We start from the raw sequence: 15,704 nt of genomic DNA, 5'->3' as shown, positions 1-15,704 counted from the left end.
CACATCGTACATTTGTGTGGGAGCGATTGTCGGTAGAGAGCGTTTTCTCTACCGATTTTTTTGTTGCACGCCACAAATAAACGTATGGAGGAAACACTATGAAATTCGAACATGTACAGGGTTCTATCGTCGCCATGGTCACTCCGTTCAAGGACGACGGAAGCGTTAATTTTGAGGTCCTGACCCAGCTTTTGGAGCGGCAGATCGCCAGCGGTACGGACGCCATCCTGGCCCTTGGCACCACCGGCGAGTCTTCTACTATGACTCACGAGGAGGACGCCGCCATAGTGGAACACACACTGAAGGTGGTGAACGGTCGGGTACCGGTGGTGGTGGGCAGCGGCTCCAACTGCACCGCTACGCAAATGCAAAGCGCCAAGCTTTATCAGTCCATGGGCGCGGATGCACTGCTTCTGATCACCCCTTACTATAACAAGGCCAACGCCGAGGGCATGTATCACCACTTTGCCGACGTGGCCGACGCCGTGGATATTCCCTGCATCCTTTACAATGTTCCGGGCCGCACCGGCTGTTCCATTCCCGTATCCGTGGTGGAGCGCCTTGCCCCGCACCCCCACATCGCCGCCATTAAGGAGGCTTCAGGAGACGTCGCCTATGCCATGAAGATCGCCCACTGCATCGGGCCGGACTTCGCGCTTTACTCCGGCAACGACGACATCACCATCCCTCTCATGAGCATCGGCGGCAGCGGCGTCATCTCCGTGTACGCCAACGTGATGCCGAAGGTGTGCCACGAAATCGTCCGGGAATTTCTGACCGGCGACCAGAAGAAAGCCGTGTCGGAACACCTGCGGTACTTGCATCTAATGAACGATCTGTTTCTGGAGGTCAACCCCATCCCCGTAAAGACCGCCATGAACCTGATAGGTCTGAACGTGGGACCCATGCGCCTGCCCCTTTATGAGATGAGCGACGACGCAAAGCATAAGCTGGAAGCCACCATGCGGGAAGCGGGCCTACTGTGAAGCTCATACTGATTGGCCACGGAAAAATGGGAAAGCTGCTGGAGCAAAGCGCGGCGGAGCAGGGCGACGAGGTACTCGCCGCTCTGAGCCGCGACAATCTGGGCCAGCTCTCCTCTCTCCCGGCAGCGGACATGGTCATCGACTTTTCACGTCCCGAGACGCTGGACGCCGTGAGCGCCTATATCCGCCGCACCGGTACGCCGCTGTTGTCCGGAACCACTGGCTACACGCCGGAGCAGCTGGATCGGGTCCGCGCGCTTGGAGACTGTGCCCCGGTGCTGTACGCGGCCAACTACTCTTTGGGCATTGCGGTATTTCAGCGGGTATTGTCCCAGATTTCCGACACGCTGAAGCCTGAGTTCGATATTGAGATTGAAGAAACGCACCACAATCAGAAGGCCGACGCCCCCAGCGGCACGGCGAAGCTGCTGCTCTCAGCCATCGATCCCGCCGGGGAATACACCCCGGTCTACGGTCGGGAGGGCAACACCGGCAAGCGGGCAAAAAAGGAGATCGGCATCCATGCCCTGCGGGGTGGCACCGTTGCAGGAACCCACTCGGTCCACTTTTTTGGTCTGGACGAGGAGTTGGAGATCACACATCGGGCCGCCAGCCGCCAGATCTTTGTCAGCGGCGCGCTCTACGCGGCGCGGCTGCTGGCAGGAAGGCCCAGGGGCTTCTATGACCTGCAAAATCTTTTATTTGGAGAGAGAGCATGAACGCACAGGAGATCATCAATTATATCGCAAATTCTGAGAAAAAGACCCCGGTAAAGGTTTATGTCAACACCACTGGCCCGGTGGACTTCGGCTCCGCCAAGGTCTTTGGCTCCAATGGAAGCTACACCGTTTTCGGCGACTGGGCTGAGTTGAGTCCCGTTCTGGAACGGAACAGAGGCAAAATTGCCGACCTTGTGGTGGAGAACGACCGCCGGAATTCCGGCGTGCCGCTGCTGGACACAAAGGGCGTCACGGCCCGCATTGAGCCGGGCTCCATCATCCGGGAAAGGGTGGAAATCGGCGAGGGTGCCGTCATCATGATGGGGGCGATCATCAATATCGGAGCCATCGTCGGTCCGGGCAGCATGATCGACATGGGCGCGGTGCTGGGCGGTCGGGCTACGGTGGGTGCCCACTGCCACATTGGAGCCGGAGCGGTTCTGGCGGGCGTGGTAGAGCCTGCATCCGCAACGCCGGTCATCGTTGAGGACAACGTGCTGGTGGGTGCCAACGCTGTGGTGATTGAGGGCGTCCATGTGGGTAAAAACGCCGTGGTGGCCGCCGGCGCCGTGGTGGTGGAAGACGTACCGGAAAATGCCGTCGTCGCTGGGTGCCCCGCGAGGGTCGTTAAAATGAAAGATGAGAAGACGGAGAGCAAAACCGCTCTGATTGACGCGCTGCGTAAGCTGTGACGGCAACCTGCGGACTTTTTAAATTTTTAAAATTCGATAGAACTCTGTATAGAAATTGTTTTTATACAGAGTTCTATTGCCTTTTTAAGGAAACCATGGTACACTGTTTTGCAGTAATAAGTAAAGGAGAGCGTAGATATGCTGAATTCAGCTAATATTTGCATAGTCATTTCGATTCTCATCTACTTGATTGCGATGCTGGGAATCGGCGCAGCTTGTTCCAGAAAGAACCGGACCACAGACGATTTTTACTTGGGTGGCCGCAAGCTGGGGCCGATGGTAACAGCCATGAGCGCCGAGGCATCTGACATGAGCAGCTGGCTGCTTATGGGACTTCCCGGTCTTGCATACCTCTCCGGCGTGGCCGACGCGGGCTGGACCGCCATCGGTCTGGCGGTGGGCACCTATCTCAACTGGCTGATCGTGGCCCGGCGCATACGGCTGTATACACAGCAGCTCGGCGCCATCACCATTCCCGAGTTCTTTTCCAAGCGCTTCGGAGATGAAAAGCGCATTCTGACAGGGGTCTCCGCCGTGGTGATCCTGATCTTCTTCATCCCCTACACCGCCTCCGGCTTTGCCGCCTGCGGAAAGCTGTTTAACAGCCTCTTCGGTGTTAATTATGTGGCTGCCATGATTGTTTCCGGCTTTGTCATCGTGGCATATACCTCGATGGGCGGATTTCTGGCCGCTTCCACCACCGACCTGATTCAGAGTATCATTATGACCATTGCCCTGTTCATCATGGTCCTGTTTGGCATTTACGCCGCGGGCGGACTGGATGCGGTGATGGACAACGCCCGGGCGCTCCCCGGATATCTGAGCATGGCTTTCTCTCACAACATGGCGGAAAATTCCGCCAGTCCCTATGGAATAATAACCATTATCTCCACCACGGCCTGGGGATTGGGATACTTCGGAATGCCCCACATTCTGCTGCGGTTCATGGCGATTGAGGACGAGCGGAAGTTGTCTCTCAGCCGCCGGGTCGCCACCGTGTGGGTGGTGATTTCCATGGCGGTGGCCGTCTTCATCGGCATCGTGGGCTACGGCGTCACAAAGGCGGGTGGCATCGGATTCCTGGAGGGCTCCACCTCCGAGACCGTAATCGTACGGCTAGCCGGGCTACTGTCCACCCACGGTATTGTACCGGCCCTGCTTGCCGGCGTGGTACTGGCAGGCATTCTGGCCAGTACCATGTCCACCGCCGATTCCCAGCTTCTGGCGGCGGCCTCCAGCGTATCCCAGAACCTGATGACCGAATGCTTCCATGTGAAGATGGACGAGAAAAAGAAGGTCACCGCCGCCCGGTTGACGCTGATCACGATTGCCTTGGCCGGCATGCTTCTGGCCCGGAACCCCAGCAGCTCGGTGTTCGCCATCGTGTCCTTCGCGTGGGCGGGCTTTGGCGCGGCGTTTGGTCCCGTGGTTTTGTTTGGCCTGTTCTGGAAGCGTACCAACTGGCAGGGTGCGTTGGCGGGTATGATTTCCGGCGGCGTGATGATTTTTGTTTGGAAATACCTGATCCGGCCCCTCGGCGGCGCGTGGAACATCTATGAACTGTTGCCGGCATTTCTAGTGGCCTGTGTATTCATTGTCGCCGTCAGCCTTGCTACGGCCCCGCCTAAAAAAGAGATTGTCAACACTTTTAACTCTGTAAAGGCCATGTGATACTGATTTCTTCAAACCTTTTGTCTTGCATGGCAGACGTCAAAAGGTTTATCCTCGGGATATTAATTCTTGCTTTTCAGAAAAATGCGGAGCATCGCAAAAAGCGATGCTCCGCATTTTAAATTATGGAATGGGGAGGCAGCAGGTGAGGCTTATCCCATATAGCCATCTGTTTCGGGACCTTTACGTCATCAAAAGCGCCAAATAGCCGACATACAGTCCCAGCAGCGCAAATCCCTGCCAGCGGTAGAACCGTCCCGTAACCAGCGGCGGCAGCATGGAAACGGCTCCCACCACCAGACAGGCGGGCAGATCCAGTTCGATCGTCTGACGCCCGATGGCAAGGCTTCCGCCGGAAACGGCGGAACACACCGGCAGAATCATGGTCAGGTCAATCACATTGGCCCCCACGATGTTTCCGATGGACATAGACGCCTCTTTTTTTGCGATGGCGGTCAGTGTGGTCACCAACTCCGGAAGGGACGTCCCCACCGCTACCAGTGTCACGCCGATAATGCTGGCGGGAACACCCAGCTTGAGAGCCAGCGCACTTCCATAGTCAATCAACAGCTGGGACCCAATAATAATGCCGGTCAGACCCATAGCAAACATGCCCAGCTTTGAAGCCATCTTCCGATGGGAAGCCGCGTGGCGGCGAAGTCCGCCGTCCCGGTCCGCCGCCATGCTCATTTTGGCATCGTAGATGTTGTTCCCAAGGTACAGGGCAAAAATTGCAAACAGCAGCAGCCCGGAGAACAACGGCAGACTTCCGTCCTGACACAGGATGGTCAGCAGCACCGCGCCGCAGAGCATCAGCACCGCCTTGAGCGTAAACTGCCCGCGGTTGACGGCTGAGGGCATACAAAGCACGGAGATGCCCAAAATCAGGCCGATATTGGCGGTAACAGAGCCCACCGCGTTGCCGACGGCCAGATCGATCTCTCCCTCCAGCACACCGGTAACGGATACCGTCAACTCCGGCAGCGTCGTTGCGACGGACACCACCGTGGCACCCACGATAAACCGCGGGATTCCGGAGGCCTCCGCAATCCACACAGCACCGTCCAGGAACCAGTCTCCGCCCTTGACAATCAGCAGCAAGCCCAGTAAAAACAAGAAAATTACCACAGCCAAATTCACGGCGTGCTTCACTCCTTTTTATCCCGCTTATTTTCACAGGGGACTCGTCTATCAGGATATGCGGACTTGGGACAAAATACAATTGGAAATTCCACACCGGATCAGAGATGTTCCCATTGGCTGCCACAGTCCCGCCCGTCTATTGTGATTGCTCCGTGGTACAATGTACCGGAAGTATGCTGTTCCTAGCTATTATAGATATTATAACAAAATGAGTCCTTTGGCGTATACGCCGAAGGACCTATTTTGTCTTTCTTTACTTTTTTAACCGATACAAGGCTATACGTTCGATTCAATCCCCGCAGCCTTGGCCGCAGCCTCGATTACATGTCCCACAAGCACGGTGGAAGTGACCGTTCCCACGCCGCCCGGGACCGGCGTGACAGCCCCCGCCAAAGGCTCCACACTGGAAAAGTCCACATCGCCGCACATGGTCCCATCCGCATCCACATGGATACCCACATCAATAACCACCTGGCCCTGGGAAATGCATCTGCCGTCCACGGCCCCGGCCTTTCCGGCGGCCACGATCAGCACGTCCGCCTTTTGGCACTCCTCCGCTAGATTCCGCGTGTGGGTATGGCAGATGGTAACGGTGGCGTTCCGCGCCAGCAGCAGCATTGCCACAGGCTTTCCGATCACCAGACTCCGGCCCACCACAACGGCCCTCCGCCCATCCAAACCACAGTGGTAGTGGTCCAGAATCTCCACGCACGCCTGCGCGGTGCAGGGCGGATACCCCGCTCCCTTTCCCGTAAACACGCGGGCCAGAGATCCGCTGGTTATGCAGTCCACATCCTTTTCGGGGCGCAGCGCCTCGCAGGCCGCATGTTCATCCAGTCCCGCGGGCAGAGGCCGCAGCATCAGGCAGCCGTGGATGCTCTCGTCCTCGTTGACACTCCGGATCGCGTCCATCAGCTCCGCCTGGGAGCAGCTTGCGGGAAGCGTCAGCCTTCGGGCCTCCACGCCCAGCTTTTCGCACCGCTTCACCGCGCCCCGCTCATAGGCGAGATCGTCCTGCCGCTCCCCCACCCGCAGGATCGCCAGCACAGGCGTCACACCCTTTTGCTCCAAAGTCCGCATCTGCGCCGCCAGCCGTTCACTCAGACTCGCGGCAACTTCTTTCCCGCTTAAAATCGTCGCCATTTTCGCTCCCCTCTCATCCTTCACGCAATTGGGCCGTCACCGCCGCCGCAATCTTCGACGCCCGCGCGCCATATTCGTTCAAAAGTTCGTCGGTTCGGCGCTCCAGCGCCTCCGCCACGACGCGGTCTTTCAGCATTTTTGTATTAATATATACGTTCAGCGAGGCGCACTCCATGGCCGCCTTGCAGCACACCGCTCCACAGCCCACGTCGGACACCAGCATGACGCTGCCCTTTTCCAGCATTTCCTCCAGCAGCTCCACCGCCCGAGCGCACTGCTCCAGCATCTCCATGGGCGCGGCGCAGGCTTTCTTCGTGGCCTCCTCCAGAACAGCCTCCCGGCCGGGGTCGTCTTTGGGAATGGAATAGGCCCTTGACAGCGGTTCAAACGCCGCCGCATCCGCGTCCACCAGCTCCATCAGCCGGGCCTGCACCCTTTCTCCTTTTTCAAGCAAAGCGCGGATATCCGGTTCCACTGCGGCGTATTTCTTCCGCCCCAGCGTCAGATTTCCCGCCATGGAACAAAGGGCGGCTCCCAGCGCGCCAACCAGCGCCGCCGCGCCGCCGCCACCGGGGATCGGAGCCTTGGATGCCAGGAGAGATACGAACCCCTCGCAGGTTTGATCGATCAGTTTCTCAGCCATGAGCAAATCCTCCATTTTAGTCAAGCAGCAGCGCACAGTCCCGGTCAATGATTGCACCGCCCGCTTCTTATCAGATTGCACAGAAATTGCGCAGACAGGCTACTGCCTGAATGTTTGTGCAGGATGGCAAAAATTATGCAAGCAGGCATATGCCAAAGGCCGTATCCATGCCCTGCACAATAGTGATTTCAGTATAAAGCCCCCCGCCAAAGCCGTCAACTCATTTTAAGAGAACCTACTAGGAATTTTCCATCTGGCAGTCCGCTGTGGATAGCATTTAAAGCAGATGGGCGGATAAAACCTAAAGAAGACCGCCCGATGGATCTCTCCATCGGGCGGCTCTTTCATTTCTTTCAGTCGGGGACAGGGCAAATTATTCGCCGCAGAGCTTGAGGAGTTCCTCCCAGTTTTTGTCGACTTCCTTCTGGACCTGCTCAATCATCCACTCGTTGCCGGGCTTGAACATGTGGGCGAAGCGCCCCTGCATCTTGAGGTAGGCCTCCACGGGCAGCTTGTTCTTGGGCTTATAGGAGAGGATGTACTTGCCCTCGACGACTTCGTACAGCGGCCACACGCAGGTCTCCACCGCCGCCTTGGTCACTTCCAGCAGCTTTTCACTGGGATAGCGCCAGCCCCGGGGGCAGGGCGCCATCACGTTCAGGAAAGCCGCGCCGGGGGTATAGATGGCCTTGTGAGCCTTGGTGGAAAGGTCGGAGAAGTTGCCGATGAAGGTGGTCTGGGCGACGTAGGGGATGCCGTGGGCCACCATGATCTTCGTCAGGTTCTTCTTCTGCTGGAGCTTGCCGGGAATCACGCTGCCCGCGGGCGTGGTGGTGGTGTCGGCAAAGTGGGGCGTGGAGGAGGAGCGCTGGATGCCGGTGTTCATGTACGCCTCGTTGTCGTAGCACACATACACCATGTCGTGGCCCCGCTCCATGGCGCCGGAGAGGGACTGGAACCCGATGTCGTACGTGCCGCCGTCGCCGCCGAAGGCGATGAACTTCCACGTCTCGTCGATCTTGCCCCGCTTCTTCATGGCCTTGTACGCCGTCTCCACGCCGGACATCGTCGCGCCCGCGTTCTCAAACGCGTTGTGGATAAAGCTGTCCTTCCACGCGGTGTAGGGGTACATGAACGTGGACACCTCCAGGCAGCTGGTGGCGGAGCAGACCACCGCGTGGTCCTCCGGGTTCAGCGCGCGCAGCACCGTTCGCACCGCGATGGGGGAGCCGCAGCCCGCGCACATTCTGTGGCCGCCGCTGAGGCGGTCTTCCTTTTGCAGTTCTTCTTTCAGATTGTAGCTCATGACTGTTCTCCCTCCTTATTCCCGCACGTCCAGATAGCGGTAGGTCTCGCCCGTGACGCCGGTCTTGGCGATTTCGCCCAGCTCGGCAAAGACGCGCTGGATGCTCTCCACCCGCACGTCCCGGCCGCCCAAACCGTAGATATAGCTGATGCCCTTGGGGGCACTGATACCTGCGGCGTACAGGGATGCGGTGACCTCGGCGTACATGGGGCCGCAGTGGCCGTTGAAGCTGTCGTCCTTGTCCATCACGGCAAAGGATTTCACGTTCTTCAGCGCCTCGCAGATCTCCTCGGCCGGGAAGGGACGGAAGGAGCGGACCTTGATGAGACCCACCTTCCTGCCCTGCGAGCGCAGCTCGTTCACGGCCTCCTTGGCGGTGCCGGCGGAAGACCCAATGATAACAATGGCCTCCTCGGCGTCGTTCATCTCGTAGGTCTCGATCATTCCGTAGGACCGGCCGGTCATCTGGCCGAACTCCGCGCCCACCTTCTTGATGACTTCCTTAGCGTCCATCATGGCCTGGGCCTGCTGACGCTTGGCCTCCATGTAGTACACGGGGGTGGCGTAAGCGCCCACGGCCATAGGTTCGTCCTTGTTCAGCAGATAGTGCGTGGGCTTGTACTCGCCCACGAACGCCTTGACCTTCTCGTCTTCCACCAGCTCGATGTTCTCAATGGCGTGGGAGGTGATAAAGCCGTCCTGGCACACCATGATGGGAAGACCCACGGCCTCGCCAATGCGCATGGCCTGGAGGTAGTTGTCGTACGCCTCCTGATTGGTCTCGGCAAACAGCATCAGCCAGCCGGCGTCCCGCACGCCCATGGCGTCAGAGTGGTCGTTGTTGATGTTGATGGGGCCGGAGAGGGCGCGGCAGCTCACCGCCAGCGTGATAGGCAGGCGATCGGATGCCGCCACGTACAGCATCTCGGTCATGTAGCAAAGGCCGCAGGAGCTGGTGGCGGAAATCGCGCGGCAGCCGGCGGCCTGCGCGCCGATGCAGGTGGACATGGCGGAGTGCTCGGATTCCACGGGGATGAACTCCGTGTCCACCTGCCCGTTATCCACGTATGTAGAGAAGTACTGGGGAATCTCAGTGGACGGGGTGATGGGGAACGCGCCCATGACGTCGGGGTTGATCTGCTTCATGGCGAAGGCAACGGCCTCGTTGCCGGATAGTCTTTCTCGAATGCCCATTTTTTTCGTCCCTCCTTATTTCTCGTCCTTGACCATCGTGATGGCCCCGAAGGGACACGCGTTGGCGCAGATTCCGCAGCCCTTGCAGAAGAAGTAATTGAAATCCCCGCGTTTGCCGTCCTTCACGGGAATGGACATATCCGGGCACACGGGAACGCACAGCAGGCACTGCTTGCACTTGTCCGCGTCCAGCACCGGCTTCATGGTCCGCCAGTCGCCGGTTTCAACGGTGCAGGACGTGCCGCCCTCGAAAATATTACAGCCGGGAGTGATATCCTGCCACTTGACATCCGGCGTCATCTCGCTCGCTTTCCAGCTCATCCTACCTGTACCTCCTCCATAGAACGCTTCAGGGCGCGCATATTGCCCTCAATGACCTGGGGCTTGCTTGCAAACTTGTGTTTGAAGGAGCCCTCCATATCCTTGATGAAATCGTCCACATCCACGACGCCGGTGACTTTCACGATGGCGGCCAGCATGGGGGTGTTGGGGAAGTTTTTGCCCAGCTCCTCCTCGCTGATCTTTCCCGCGTCGATGGTGCACACCTTGCCCTTGTAGCCCTTCAGCTTCGGGCGCAGCTCGGCGGGGGTCTTGCTGGAGTTGATGACGATAGCCCCTTGTTCCTTCAACCCCGCGGTCACGTCCACGGACGCGATCAGGGTCTCGTCCACCACCACCACGTAATCGGGGAAGTAGATGTTGGAATGTACCGTGCTCCGCTCAGAGCTGATGCGGTTGTACGCCGTGATGGGCGCGCCCATGCGCTCCGGGCCGTACTCCGGGAAGCCCTGGACGAACTTGCCCGTGTTGAACGCCGCGTCGGCCAGCAGCAGCGACGCCGTCTTTGCTCCTTGTCCGCCTCGTCCATGCCAACGGATTTCTACGATGTCTTTCATAAGTCCTGTATCATCCTCTCTTATTTCGGCCGTCGAAACCGGCGGCGCTGACTGCAAAATATTATAAACCTATCCAATTTAATTTGCAATACCTATGCAAGTTGCACAAAATTCGTTCAAAATGTTTGACGGCAAAATCTTGTACAAAAATTCACCCATCTTTTAGCTAATTAGCTAAAGTGCCCTCCGGTACAACCGGAGGGCACTTTTCAAACGTCAATTACTTTACGCGGACGATGCAGGTCAGGCTGTTCCCGTCGTAGGACATGGTAATGGTTGCGTTCCCGGCGGACACGCCGGTAACGGTGCCGCTGCCGCTGACGGTGGCCACGTTGGGATTACTGCTGGACCAGGTCTGCGCGGTCGTAATCCCGGTGTTCTTCAGCTGGAAGGTCTCGCCCTTGGAAAGGGTAATATCCTCCCGGTTCAGCTTCACCTCGCCGCCGGAGGGTAAAGGCTCCGCAGCGGTCCCGGTGCCGCCCTTTACCCGGACGACGCAAAGGCCCTTGCCGGTGCCGTCGGTGGCATAGATATTGATGGTACCGGCGGAAACGGCCGTCACTGTGCCGTTTTCATCCACGGAAGCGATCCCGTCATCTTCGCTGTACCAGGTATAGGTTCCGCTGCCGCCCGTGGCCGTCAGCTTCACCGCGGGATCCCCCACCGGGATCGTAAAGTCCGTCTTCGATAGGGTCAATGTGTTCGGCAGAGCGGCAACCTCTTCCACGTTCAGTTCACCTGTCCCGGTTCCGGTCCCGGCAGGGGAATTCGGCTCTATGGAAGAATCGCCCGATCCCGGCAAGCCTGCGCTCCCGGACGAAGACGCGGAGGAACCGGCGGACGAACCGCTGCTTTGAGATTGGGAGGACTGAGACGACGAAGCGCCCGAAGCCGCACCCCCGCCGCCAAGCTTCTCCTTGATGCTGTCGCCGAAGAACAACCAGCCCAGCATCAGCGCCAGCACCAGAATCACGATTACCAGCAACGACGTTAAAATACTCGGGTCCTTCCGATAGGACGAACGCTTACCGCTTCGGCGGCGGAGGGGGCGCTCCTCCTTCACGGCTTCTTCCTCCTCGCAGAAAGGGCAGTATTTATATGTATCGGAATATTTTTCCCCACAGTCTGGGCACCGTTTCATGGCCATAAATATCCTCCTCAAAAATGACGGGTTTTTTTATTTGTCTACTTAACATAATACTGAGTTTTTACGGTGCAGTCAATACCGCGCCGCCGAATTTTGTGGAATTCCGTCTTTTTTGCTGGATTCCACTTGCTTTTAGGCGTTACCGCCTCTATAATATTTTAAAAACAGTCGGCCTGCGGAGCTCCGTGAGGTCCTGTATAAAAGGGAGAGACTCCATGGATACGATCCTGATCGGCGTGGCGGGAGGTACCGGCTCCGGCAAGACCACCCTGACCCACCACCTGAAAGACCACTTTGGTGAAGATGTCACGATTATCGGCCACGACAGCTACTATAAGCGGCAGGAAGGCAAGACCTATGAGGAGCGGTCAAAGCAGAACTATGACCACCCCAGCGCGTTTGACACCGATTTGCTGATTGAGCATCTGAAGGCGCTGCAGCGGGGCGAGTCTGTTCGGTGCCCCGTATACTCTTATAAGGACCATAATCGAACCGACCAGACCGTTATCGTTCATCCCGCCAAGGTCATCATCGTGGAGGGTATTCTGATTTTTCAAAATCCAGTCCTACGGGATATGTTCGATATCAAAATCTTCGTGGAAACCGACGCGGACGAGCGCATCCTACGCCGGGTTCTGCGGGATGTGGAGGATCGGGGGCGGAGCCTCCAGTCCGTGGTGAACCAGTATCTCACCACCGTGAAGCCCATGCATGAGCAGTATGTGGAGCCCTCCCGAAAGTACGCGGATATTGTCGTATTGGAGGGCGGGCACAATCTGGTGGCGCTGGAGATGATCATGCAGCGCATTCAAAATCACATCGACAAGGATTAAAAAATTGGAAGGGGCCGCCTGTTGGGCGGCCCCTTTTCCCAACCGGTAGACCGCCGCCGCAGGTGGTCGGAGACTGCACCGAAAGCAGTTGCTTTTCCATGCGCTTCTCCCTGTTTCGTCACTTCTCTTACCAATTAGACGCAAAAACTTCAAAAAAGTTCCCGGACAGAGCGGAAAACCGCCCCATCCGGGAATGAATTGCCGATGCCCTATGGCAGATGCGATTTAGAGGCCGCATCTGTTCAGTAACCATTATTTTGCAGCCGGTTTAATCGTCGCCCTCCGGGCCAGCAGCCAGGTCCCCAGCAGGAACACCGCCGCCCAGACCAGCAAAAACGCAATCAGCGCCCATAGGTCGGATGCCAAAATACGGGCCGGGCGCACCAGCCACGGGGAAAACCGATCGATCAGATTGGGAAGTCCAATACCCAAAAACAGTCCCATGCTCACGCCCAGAATCCACTTGCCCAGTCTGTCCAGCCGCCAGAAGGCCATAGTGCACAGCATTCCCAAAAATCCGAAACACAGGCACAGGGCAAACAGCATACAGGCCATCCGGACATAGTCCCACGCCGGCATGACGCCGACGGTGGAACTACCGTACGCAATCTGGTAAATATCCATCATTTCGATTCTGCCGTTCCTGCCCGGATAAATCACCTGTAAAACCGCAGACAGCAAGGAGAGCACCGTCGAGGCGGCGGCAAACGCCGCCGTACAGCTGAGGACGCTGCCCCAGAAGGTGCTGCGTCGGCTCAGGCCGAACTGGTTTCCCAGCCGCAGGTCGCCCCGCGGGACCACAATGCCGATTACAAGAGCCCAGATCGAACCGACGAAAGAACCCGTTCCGTTCATGGTCACGGAAGATCCGGCAAGCGTGATACTCAGCAGAAGCGGAACCAGAAGCAAAACCGCAATCAGAGCCGCCAGAGATTTCAGATCGTCCAGCAGACGGTAGCGACAAAACGCCTTCATGTCCGGTCCTCCTTATCCATCAGGGCAATAAAATAGTCCTGTAAATTCAGTCCCGTGATCTCAAGGCCCTCCGGAACCTGTCCCGGCTCGCCCTCCACGGCGGCCGTCTTCAGCCCGCCGATGCCGGTCTCGTTCAGCACCGTCCGATCCCTGAGGTATTCGTCCACAGCGGCGGCAGGACCGGATACGGCATACGCTCCCGCGGTCAGTTCCTCCACCGGGGCGTCCTTCAGGACCCGGCCCTTGCGGATGACCACCGCGTGCTCCACCAGATTGGCCGCCTCGTAAATGAGATGGGTGGAGAAGATCACGGTACATCTGTTGGCGGCATATTTTTCCAATAGCAGCTTGTAGAACATCTCCCGGTGTTGGGCATCCAGGCCCAGTACCGGTTCGTCCAGCAGCAGATACGGGGCATTGCAGGCCAAAGCCAGCACTAGCTTAAAAATGGAGCCGTATCCGGTGGAGAGCTTGTTGATCTTACTTTTTGTGTTCAGCTCGAATCTCTGCGCCAATGCCTCCGCCTCCGCCTCCGCCTTGTCATAGCCGGAATAGAATCCCCCCGCAAGGCCCAGAGCCGTCTTCACCTTCATATCCTCCGGGAACAGGTTGCCCTCGCTCATCAGGAACAGTTTCCCCAGCGCCCTGTCGCAATCCGTCCGCTCCCCGTCGATCCGGATTTCTCCCTCCGACGGGAATATCCTTCCCGCAACCAGATTCATCAGCGTGGATTTTCCCGCACCGTTGTTACCCAGAAGGCCGTACATTCTCCCGTCCTCAAAGGTTACGGACACGCCCTGCAGCGCCTCTACCTGTCCGAAGCGCTTTGTCACGTTTTTCATCTCAATTGACATCGCCGTCAAACCCCCTCTCCACCAACTGCACCAGTTCCGTCTCCGTTAGCCCCAGCTGACGGGCCTCGTGCACCATGCTCTGCACAAAATCCTCAAAAAAGCGCTCTCTGCGCTGTCCGCGCAGCTTTTCCCGCGCGCCGGACGCAACAAACATCCCGACTCCCCTTTTCTTATACAGCAGTCCCGCGTCCACCAACAGGTTGATGCTCTTCAGCGCGGTGGCAGGATTGATTTTATAGGTCACCGAATACTCCGTGATGGACGGTACCTGGCTCTCCTCCGGATAAGCTCCGGAGAGAATGCCCTCTTCAAGCTGGTCCGCCAGTTGGAGAAAAATGGGCTTTCCCTCATTGAATTCCACGGCGCGCCTCCCTCTTGTTTTATAGTTAATTAGTTGAGTAATTAACCGTGTAACTAACATAGCACCGCCTGACCAAATTGTCAAGCGGTGTTCCAAAAAAGTTTTATTTGCATTTACTATCAGTCGTACTTATAATAAATAAAAAAACGTAAAGGAGAAAGCGCCATGGCGGTGAAGCTGGAGCTCTATCGGGTATTTAAGGAAGTGGCTGAGGCGGAGAATATCTCCGTGGCCGCAAAAAATCTCTATATTTCTCAGTCAGCGGTCAGTCAGTCCATCAAGCAGTTGGAGACGGCCCTGCAAGCCCGGCTATTTTCCCGCAGTCCCCGGGGCGTGGCTCTGACGGGCGAAGGACAAATGCTGTACGACTATGTCCGCTCCGCTCTCGGGCTGCTTGCCACCGGTGAGGACAAGCTCTCGCAGGCGCAGCAGCTGCTGCTTGGAACGCTGGTAATCGGCGCCAGCGACACCGTGACGAGCCAGTTTCTCACACCCTATCTAGACGCGTTCCACCGTCAGCACCCCGGCATCCGTCTGAAGATCGTCAGCGGCCGAAGTGCAAAGGTCCTGAGCCTTTTAAAATCCGGCGCGGTAGACATTGCCTTCGCCTCCACTCCCACAGAGCGGGAGCATCTGGAAACCTGGCCCTGCTTCCCCACCCACAGTGTATTTGTGGCGGGAAGCGGGTATGGCTGCGACTTTGAGCACGTCTACTCCCGGACGGAAATCGCGGCGTTTCCTCTGATTCTACTGGAGCGCAAGGCCAGCTCCCGTGGCTTTCTGGAGCAGGATTTCCTTCTGTGCGGGGTAACGCTGAATCCGGAAATTGAGCTGAGCTCCCGGGGGCTTTTGGTGTCGCTGGCGAAAATTGGCCTGGGCGTGGCGGGTGTGACGCTGGAATTTGTCCGGGACGCGCTGGACGCCGGAGACATCCGGCTTTTGAAAACCGACTTTACCATTCCCGCCCGGAGCGTTGAAATGTGTACGCTTCGGGACGTGGCTCCCACGGCGGCGGCCGGAGCTTTCATGGAAATGGTAAGGGACGGGACGGGCAAATAAACGTTTGAAGCGCAAAAAGGCGGCGGCGGAAAGTTTTGCTTTCCGCCGCCTTTTCATTTTTCGCCGTCTTCCCGTCAGGCGG

The 15,704-nt window shown here is 57.7% G+C and carries 17 protein-coding genes; 6 read left to right on the top strand and 11 right to left on the bottom strand.

Annotated elements, in window-relative coordinates:
- The first annotated feature begins 98 nt into the window (after positions 1–98).
- The 4 genes from dapA (at position 99) to ABWQ15_RS11925 (ending at position 4,068) form a co-directional block, all read left to right on the top strand.
- Positions 99–986, top strand: coding sequence for a 4-hydroxy-tetrahydrodipicolinate synthase (dapA, locus tag ABWQ15_RS11940; RefSeq protein WP_353909001.1), 888 nt, complete (start codon positions 99–101; stop codon positions 984–986).
- On the top strand, positions 983–1,705 hold the full coding sequence (dapB, locus tag ABWQ15_RS11935) for a 4-hydroxy-tetrahydrodipicolinate reductase (protein WP_353909000.1): 723 nt from the start codon (positions 983–985) through the stop codon (positions 1,703–1,705). The genes dapA and dapB overlap by 4 nt, the downstream gene beginning before the upstream one ends.
- Positions 1,702–2,397 (top strand): 2,3,4,5-tetrahydropyridine-2,6-dicarboxylate N-acetyltransferase, encoded by a 696-nt coding sequence (dapD, locus tag ABWQ15_RS11930; protein ID WP_353908999.1) that lies wholly within the window; start codon positions 1,702–1,704, stop codon positions 2,395–2,397. Before dapB ends, dapD begins: the two co-directional genes overlap by 4 nt.
- A 141-nt stretch (positions 2,398–2,538) precedes the next feature.
- The gene (locus ABWQ15_RS11925) at positions 2,539–4,068 is read left to right on the top strand and encodes a sodium/proline symporter (RefSeq protein WP_502919123.1); all 1,530 of its coding nucleotides are present in this window, start codon (positions 2,539–2,541) and stop codon (positions 4,066–4,068) included.
- Between the two features lie 183 nt (positions 4,069–4,251).
- Here ABWQ15_RS11925 and ABWQ15_RS11920 read toward each other — a convergent pair whose 3' ends face one another.
- The 8 genes from ABWQ15_RS11920 to ABWQ15_RS11885 form a co-directional block, all read right to left on the bottom strand.
- Positions 4,252–5,208: a calcium/sodium antiporter gene (locus ABWQ15_RS11920; RefSeq protein ID WP_353908997.1), complete on the bottom strand. Its 957-nt coding sequence runs from the start codon at positions 5,206–5,208 to the stop codon at positions 4,252–4,254.
- A 279-nt stretch (positions 5,209–5,487) separates the two neighbouring features.
- Positions 5,488–6,354 (bottom strand): bifunctional 5,10-methylenetetrahydrofolate dehydrogenase/5,10-methenyltetrahydrofolate cyclohydrolase, encoded by an 867-nt coding sequence (locus ABWQ15_RS11915; RefSeq protein WP_353908996.1) that lies wholly within the window; start codon positions 6,352–6,354, stop codon positions 5,488–5,490.
- A gap of 13 nt (positions 6,355–6,367) precedes the next feature.
- The gene (locus ABWQ15_RS11910; RefSeq protein WP_353908995.1) at positions 6,368–6,997 is read right to left on the bottom strand and encodes a cyclodeaminase/cyclohydrolase family protein; all 630 of its coding nucleotides are present in this window, start codon (positions 6,995–6,997) and stop codon (positions 6,368–6,370) included.
- A gap of 373 nt (positions 6,998–7,370) precedes the next feature.
- Positions 7,371–8,303, bottom strand: a complete 933-nt coding sequence (locus ABWQ15_RS11905; RefSeq protein WP_353908994.1) for a thiamine pyrophosphate-dependent enzyme — start codon at positions 8,301–8,303, stop codon at positions 7,371–7,373.
- 15 nt (positions 8,304–8,318) lie between these two features.
- Positions 8,319–9,497 (bottom strand): pyruvate ferredoxin oxidoreductase, encoded by a 1,179-nt coding sequence (gene porA, locus ABWQ15_RS11900; protein ID WP_353908993.1) that lies wholly within the window; start codon positions 9,495–9,497, stop codon positions 8,319–8,321.
- A 15-nt stretch (positions 9,498–9,512) separates the two neighbouring features.
- The gene (locus tag ABWQ15_RS11895) at positions 9,513–9,818 is read right to left on the bottom strand and encodes a 4Fe-4S binding protein (RefSeq protein WP_353908992.1); all 306 of its coding nucleotides are present in this window, start codon (positions 9,816–9,818) and stop codon (positions 9,513–9,515) included.
- Positions 9,815–10,393, bottom strand: coding sequence for a 2-oxoacid:acceptor oxidoreductase subunit gamma family protein (locus ABWQ15_RS11890; protein WP_353908991.1), 579 nt, complete (start codon positions 10,391–10,393; stop codon positions 9,815–9,817). The genes ABWQ15_RS11895 and ABWQ15_RS11890 overlap by 4 nt, the downstream gene beginning before the upstream one ends.
- A 220-nt stretch (positions 10,394–10,613) precedes the next feature.
- Complete coding sequence (locus ABWQ15_RS11885; RefSeq protein WP_353908990.1) at positions 10,614–11,540, bottom strand: Ig-like domain-containing protein; 927 nt, start codon at positions 11,538–11,540, stop codon at positions 10,614–10,616.
- A gap of 215 nt (positions 11,541–11,755) precedes the next feature.
- Here ABWQ15_RS11885 and udk point away from each other — a divergent pair, with 215 nt between their 5' ends.
- On the top strand, positions 11,756–12,373 hold the full coding sequence (udk, locus tag ABWQ15_RS11880) for a uridine kinase (protein ID WP_353908989.1): 618 nt from the start codon (positions 11,756–11,758) through the stop codon (positions 12,371–12,373).
- Between the two features lie 252 nt (positions 12,374–12,625).
- Here the strand turns inward: udk and ABWQ15_RS11875 are convergent, their stop codons facing one another.
- Genes ABWQ15_RS11875 through ABWQ15_RS11865 form a run of 3 tightly spaced genes read right to left on the bottom strand, consistent with a single transcriptional unit; the run spans position 12,626 to position 14,563 of the window.
- Positions 12,626–13,348, bottom strand: coding sequence for a hypothetical protein (locus ABWQ15_RS11875; protein ID WP_353908988.1), 723 nt, complete (start codon positions 13,346–13,348; stop codon positions 12,626–12,628).
- Entirely contained in the window at positions 13,345–14,202 is an 858-nt protein-coding gene (locus ABWQ15_RS11870; RefSeq protein WP_353908987.1) for an ABC transporter ATP-binding protein, read from the bottom strand. The genes ABWQ15_RS11875 and ABWQ15_RS11870 overlap by 4 nt, the downstream gene beginning before the upstream one ends.
- Positions 14,192–14,563: a GntR family transcriptional regulator gene (locus ABWQ15_RS11865; RefSeq protein ID WP_353908986.1), complete on the bottom strand. Its 372-nt coding sequence runs from the start codon at positions 14,561–14,563 to the stop codon at positions 14,192–14,194. The genes ABWQ15_RS11870 and ABWQ15_RS11865 overlap by 11 nt, the downstream gene beginning before the upstream one ends.
- A gap of 165 nt (positions 14,564–14,728) precedes the next feature.
- On the opposite strand from ABWQ15_RS11865, the gene ABWQ15_RS11860 reads away from it, so the two are divergent.
- Positions 14,729–15,622, top strand: a complete 894-nt coding sequence (locus ABWQ15_RS11860; RefSeq protein WP_353908985.1) for a LysR family transcriptional regulator — start codon at positions 14,729–14,731, stop codon at positions 15,620–15,622.
- Positions 15,623–15,704 lie beyond the last annotated feature (82 nt).

This window comes from Oscillibacter sp. (assembly GCF_040505565.1).
Taxonomy (GTDB): domain Bacteria; phylum Bacillota; class Clostridia; order Oscillospirales; family Oscillospiraceae; genus Oscillibacter.
This window is presented reverse-complemented; position numbering and strand designations above follow the sequence as displayed.

Excerpts from the sequence above, each read along its gene's own strand:
- ABWQ15_RS11860 (WP_353908985.1), top strand. The coding sequence starts at position 14,729 with ATGGCGGTGAAGCTGGAGCTCTATCGGGTATTTAAGGAAGTGGCTGAG.
- ABWQ15_RS11870 (WP_353908987.1), bottom strand. The coding sequence starts at position 14,202 with ATGTCAATTGAGATGAAAAACGTGACAAAGCGCTTCGGACAGGTAGAG.
- ABWQ15_RS11895 (WP_353908992.1), bottom strand. The coding sequence starts at position 9,818 with ATGAGCTGGAAAGCGAGCGAGATGACGCCGGATGTCAAGTGGCAGGAT.
- ABWQ15_RS11910 (WP_353908995.1), bottom strand. The coding sequence starts at position 6,997 with ATGGCTGAGAAACTGATCGATCAAACCTGCGAGGGGTTCGTATCTCTC.
- ABWQ15_RS11875 (WP_353908988.1), bottom strand. The coding sequence starts at position 13,348 with ATGAAGGCGTTTTGTCGCTACCGTCTGCTGGACGATCTGAAATCTCTG.
- ABWQ15_RS11890 (WP_353908991.1), bottom strand. The coding sequence starts at position 10,393 with ATGAAAGACATCGTAGAAATCCGTTGGCATGGACGAGGCGGACAAGGA.
- dapA (WP_353909001.1), top strand. The coding sequence starts at position 99 with ATGAAATTCGAACATGTACAGGGTTCTATCGTCGCCATGGTCACTCCG.
- ABWQ15_RS11915 (WP_353908996.1), bottom strand. The coding sequence starts at position 6,354 with ATGGCGACGATTTTAAGCGGGAAAGAAGTTGCCGCGAGTCTGAGTGAA.
- ABWQ15_RS11905 (WP_353908994.1), bottom strand. The coding sequence starts at position 8,303 with ATGAGCTACAATCTGAAAGAAGAACTGCAAAAGGAAGACCGCCTCAGC.
- udk (WP_353908989.1), top strand. The coding sequence starts at position 11,756 with ATGGATACGATCCTGATCGGCGTGGCGGGAGGTACCGGCTCCGGCAAG.
- ABWQ15_RS11885 (WP_353908990.1), bottom strand. The coding sequence starts at position 11,540 with ATGGCCATGAAACGGTGCCCAGACTGTGGGGAAAAATATTCCGATACA.
- dapD (WP_353908999.1), top strand. The coding sequence starts at position 1,702 with ATGAACGCACAGGAGATCATCAATTATATCGCAAATTCTGAGAAAAAG.
- porA (WP_353908993.1), bottom strand. The coding sequence starts at position 9,497 with ATGGGCATTCGAGAAAGACTATCCGGCAACGAGGCCGTTGCCTTCGCC.